5 protein-coding genes are annotated in these 4,887 nt (G+C 47.2%); 2 read left to right on the forward strand and 3 right to left on the reverse strand.

The features are described from left to right. Positions 1-150: 150 nt before the first annotated feature. Both E5S67_RS30900 and E5S67_RS30905 read right to left on the reverse strand, forming a co-directional pair. A complete protein-coding gene (locus tag E5S67_RS30900) occupies positions 151-510 on the reverse strand; it encodes a hypothetical protein (protein WP_172193131.1) in 360 nt (119 codons plus the stop codon). Between the two features lie 65 nt (positions 511-575). Next, positions 576-1,211: a L,D-transpeptidase gene (locus tag E5S67_RS30905; RefSeq protein WP_172193133.1), complete on the reverse strand. Its 636-nt coding sequence runs from the start codon at positions 1,209-1,211 to the stop codon at positions 576-578. 673 nt (positions 1,212-1,884) lie between these two features. On the opposite strand from E5S67_RS30905, the gene E5S67_RS30910 reads away from it, so the two are divergent. Further along, positions 1,885-2,385, forward strand: a complete 501-nt coding sequence (locus tag E5S67_RS30910) for an autotransporter (RefSeq protein WP_172193135.1) — start codon at positions 1,885-1,887, stop codon at positions 2,383-2,385. A gap of 301 nt (positions 2,386-2,686) precedes the next feature. Then, positions 2,687-4,033, forward strand: a complete 1,347-nt coding sequence (locus E5S67_RS30915; RefSeq protein ID WP_172193137.1) for a PQQ-dependent sugar dehydrogenase — start codon at positions 2,687-2,689, stop codon at positions 4,031-4,033. A gap of 217 nt (positions 4,034-4,250) precedes the next feature. Here E5S67_RS30915 and E5S67_RS30920 read toward each other — a convergent pair whose 3' ends face one another. Then, positions 4,251-4,826, reverse strand: a complete 576-nt coding sequence (locus tag E5S67_RS30920; protein ID WP_422614728.1) for a DUF924 family protein — start codon at positions 4,824-4,826, stop codon at positions 4,251-4,253. Between the last annotated feature and the right edge of the window lie 61 nt (positions 4,827-4,887).

Raw genomic sequence — 4,887 nt, forward strand, 5'->3', positions numbered from 1 at the left:
ATGATTCAGGATGTCGCTCATGTTTCTGTCTCAAAAAAGCTTTACGATCTTCTTGTACCACAAAATGTTACTATTTTGGAGATGTCTATTGTAGTCAGCTTCACCATTACTAGAAGCAATAGCTGCTGATACCTTGTTTTGTTTGTTACCTTAATCTTTTAGTATTATCCGCTGAGCCACACAACCGATCCGGAGGGTAAAGAAATCTTTAGCCAATTCTGTACTAACATCGGCGCGGTGTCCCAAATGCGATCGCCCAGCGGGGAAAATGCCCGATCGCTTTTCAACTATCCAACCAGCAGCCAAGGTGCGATCGAATATTTGGCCAAATCCGGATTCGTTACTCGATCCCTCGGCGGTTAAAACCACACCCCTCGATCCCTCAGCGGTTTCAACCGCTACTATACAAACGAAGTCCCTCTCTAAGAGACTAAGAAATTCCTTAGTCGGCGTCGGCGGACTTTGTATGTGTAGTTTGACCTCGAATTCGGATGATGGGCGCTTCGCCACATCCGAATTTGAGGTCAAAAGCGATTTCAATCGCCGAGAATTTGTGTTTTTATAATGGCTGACAACTAATGCTCAACTATCACCGGCGTTCCAACTGCGACTTTCTCAAATAAAGCCTGTGCGTCTTTATCAAACATTCTGACGCAGCCGTGAGAAGCAGCCCCGCCGATCGACTCTGGATTCGGAGTACCGTGAAAACCAATCACATTCTTGCCATCCGTCCAAAACCCCATCCACCTACTCCCTAATGGGTTGTCTGGCCCAGCAGGAATAAGTTCTCCTGTCCAAGGATTTTGCCAAACTGGATCTTTGATCATTTGGATAACTTTAAAATTGCCTGTAGGAGTTTCCCAGCCGCCTTTTCCCACAGCAACCGGGAAACTGGCTTGCACCTTATTTTGTCGGTAAAGATAGACGCGGCGTTCTCGCAATTTCAGCACTAAACGCACTTCTTCAATTGGAGTTACCGGAGGTTTGGGTTCCTGTGGAATATGCCGAAATGGTTCTCCCAATGGCGGCAATTCTGGTGTTCCGAGATTCGGCAATTTGCGATCGGACTTGACCGACTCCGCTGCGATCGCACTATAACTTGAATTAGGCATCAGTTCGGCAGTCGCCTGCTGCTGTAGGGCGACCGACAGCGCCGCTGCACTCAAGCTCAGCACAATTAGCTGGTTAAATAAAAATTTCCTGTTCACCATTTTTTTGTTCGCTACACTCCTCACCAGCAGTTCCTACAAAGTTCCTATGTAATTATCCGCAAACTGCACCCGCTCACTAAAGTTTTGAGATGGCTTTTTCACTGCCAATGCTACACATTTTTTAGCTTATATTCCACAACTGATAACTTGTAACTCAATACAAAGCTTAGACAATAATACCAAAAAAACTGGGTTTATATAAGGGGATCAGTGGAGATCTGTGAGAGATTTTCGTGAAAAAACCCGGTTTATGCGTAAATTATGCAAGAAAACGATCAAATTTTACCTCCGACTAATTTGATTTTTTAGCAATGGCCGGCTGGCGATCGAGAATTGAAACTATGGGGCTGCTGCATCCAGCAAGCACAATCTGTCTTTTGGGAGATTTGCCCGCCCAGCAGTAACAGTTAGGTTGGCTTAAAACAACTGCAACGCTCGATCTAACAAACTCAATATATCACGCCAACACTCTAGAGTTGCGAACCGCTGAACTTGTTGTAAACCGGGAACTTATAATGTAAAATTTAGTCTTTTAATACTTGTTCGATAATCTTTTTTTGAGATTGTCATAAATTTCCTACTCTGGGGATTAAACTAGATAAGGTCTAGAGGTTGGGACTTTCGCCCAGCGGAAGCAAACCTGACCATGAATAGCAGTTAATGTGAGGTTTCAATGCGTCTTCAGAAAATCAAATTATTGACAGGTGCAACCCTGTCCGTGCTAATTTCGGCCGTTTCCGTGCATCCTGCGATGGCTAACCCTGCAACTGAAATAGCCCAAACGCAGACCACCACAACAGCAAACACTCGAACCATTATCGGTTTTGTCAAAAGTATTGTCGGCGACGTAGTAACAATTCGCGAAGAAAACGCGCCGTACAGGACTCTCAGGATTCAAAGATGCGTCCTGAGAATTATTGGCCTCGTACCGGGAATGAAAGTCAGAGCCACCGTAGCCGGATCTCAGATACAAAATATCGCGGTGATCCCCGATTATGACGTGGTAGCCACAACGGTTGTTCGTCCCCCAACCCCAGCACCGGCACCGCGTCCGGCCCCAGCACCGGTACCGCGTCCGGCTCCCATTCCGCGTCCGGCTCCGGCTCCGATTCCGGCTCCCCGTCCGATTCCGGCTCCGGCTCCGGCTCCGGCTCCTGTGAGAGGACTTTGGTAGAGCTAGGTTATACCATTTTCGATTTTCGATTTTCGATTAGAGAATTGCGAATGACCAAAAGCAATTCGCAAGCCACCGGATTAATCAGTGGGGTCGCTTTCTTCAATCTAAAATCTAAAATCTAAAATCTAAAATCTATTGACTGATAAAGCTCAAGGTTTGGATCGCGGGCCTACAGTTGCATTCTTTTTTGCAACTGGTATGAGTAAGCAAAATTAAGCCACCGCGTGCGCGGTGGCTTAGCTGTTTAATAACAGTTAGAATAATAGAATTGTCCAGCAATTGTTGAGAAATAGCTGCTATGTATTACCTGCGTTTCTTGCTGCTAATTCTGCTGCTGCCGCTGATTGCGTGCGATCGGGCTACAGATGCGATCGCCCCTGCTATTGGCGGCAACGGCCCCCTGTCGCAAATTCCCTCCCCTGCACCGCTGACAAAGGTTGGGACAAGTCAAATTGTACCGACCAAACCGCTTTCACCGCAGCCAATCCGCATTGTTGCAACTTCTTTGCCGCAGCCTTTCGCCAGCGAAAGCGCCTCGAAATCCCCTCAAGTAGTACCGATTCCCGCATCGCCAGTGCTGCGAGTGCCTCCTGGCTTTGTCGTCAACGTTTTTGCTGACAATTTAGACGCTCCCCGATGGCTGGCTTTGACGCCCACAGGCGATGTTTTAGTAACAGAAACCCGGCAGAATCGGATTACGCTGCTGCGGGATGCCAACGCCGACGGCGTTGCTGAGGTTCGCAAAACTTTTGCAAGTACCCAAAACGGGTTAAATATTCCCTTTGGGATGGCTTTTGCCGATCGCTATTTTTTCCTCGGAAATACCGATGAGGTCCGCCGATTTCCCTACACAAAAGGGCAGGAACAATTGACAGGTAGCGGTCAAAAAATTGCCGATTTACCGGGCGGCGGCTATAACCAACACTGGACGCGGAATGTTGTCGTTTCCCCAGATAATAGCAAGCTTTTCGTATCAGTTGGATCGCAGTCTAATGCAAATGTCGAACCGCTGCCGAGGGCGTCGGTTCAAGTGATGAATTTGGACGGCAAGAACCCGCAAATTTTTGCTTCCGGTTTGCGAAATCCGGTGGGATTGGATTTTCACCCAAAAACCAATCAACTCTACGCGACAATCAACGAACGCGACGGTTTGGGAGATGATTTGGTGCCGGATTACTTGACAAGAATTCGTCAAGGCGAATTTTACGGCTGGCCTTACGCTTATTTTAAGCCGAATTTGCTCGACCCGCGCCACGTCCGAAACGGTACGAGCGAGCGACCTGATTTAGCGGCTAAAACATTAATGCCGGACGTGCTGTTTCAGGCGCATTCGGCGGCTTTGGGGCTTCAGTTTTACGACGGGAAAACATTTCCCAAAAGATTCCTGAACGGGGCGTTTGTGGCGTTTCGCGGCAGTTGGAATCGGAACTCTGGAACTGGTTATAAAATTGTGTTTGTACCTTTTAATGCGGCGAACGGACGCCCTCAAGGTTATTATGAGGATTTTCTGACTGGTTTTCTGACAGATCCGTCGGGCCCGAAAACTTGGGGGCGGCCTGTTGGTTTGCTGGTTTTACCTGACGGGAGTTTGCTGTTTACTGAGGAAGCGAATAACCGGATTTACCGGGTGCAGTATCGGGGGTGAGAAAAGGGCGATCGATAAATTCTTTACCCTCGTATACTTTTTGTTGAATCAAGAATTTATCTTTTTTTCTAATTTCACTATTCAATTTGAGATGCGTTGGGTTGCAGCGGGTTTTGTAGAGAGATAGAGATAGTCTGCTGTTGGTTCTGATTGCGGCCTAAAACTGCCTCTACAAGCCTCGAATATATCAGAACGATCGAGGTTTTGCGATCGCGCTTTAAAATCCCGAACCGGGTTGTTTGAGAAATTCCGCTTCTTCGGGGGTTGTTTCGCGGCCGAGAATTTGATTGCGGTGGGGAAATCTCCCAAAACGCTCGATTATTTTCAAATGCTGCAACGCGTATTCAATGAGTGAATCGCTGTCAGGTTCGCCGCTGAGTTGGCGAAATAGTTCCACAGATTTTTGCTGGTTTTCTAAGTTTTCGCTGTGTTGCAAAGGGAGATAAATAAACAATTTTTGTACAGTCAGCAATTCGCGATCGAAGTTGTGATTAACAGCGTATTCGGCGGTGGCTAAAGCTTTGCTGTCTGTGGCGAATGCTTGAGGTGTGGCGCGAAACATATTGCGCGGAAATTGATCGAGCAGTAGAATTAATGCTAGGCAGTTTTCGGGAGAATCTTGCCATGAGTCGAGTTGACCGGAGGCGGCTAGTTCGTATTGCGGCAGAAAGCGCGATCGCACTTCGGCATCAAAATCCGCATCTTTTTCAAACCATTTCTTTTGGACTTTGCCAAACTCAGGAGAGTGCGATCGACCGAACCAAAGTATCCGCTCAATAAGTAGCGGTAGCACAGAAAAAAAAATAAGCAGAGTACACAAAGTGTCATAAAATAGGACACATGACGCCAAAGAT

The organism is Microcoleus asticus IPMA8, from assembly GCF_013179805.1.
Classification (GTDB): Bacteria; Cyanobacteriota; Cyanobacteriia; order Cyanobacteriales; family Microcoleaceae; genus Microcoleus; species Microcoleus asticus.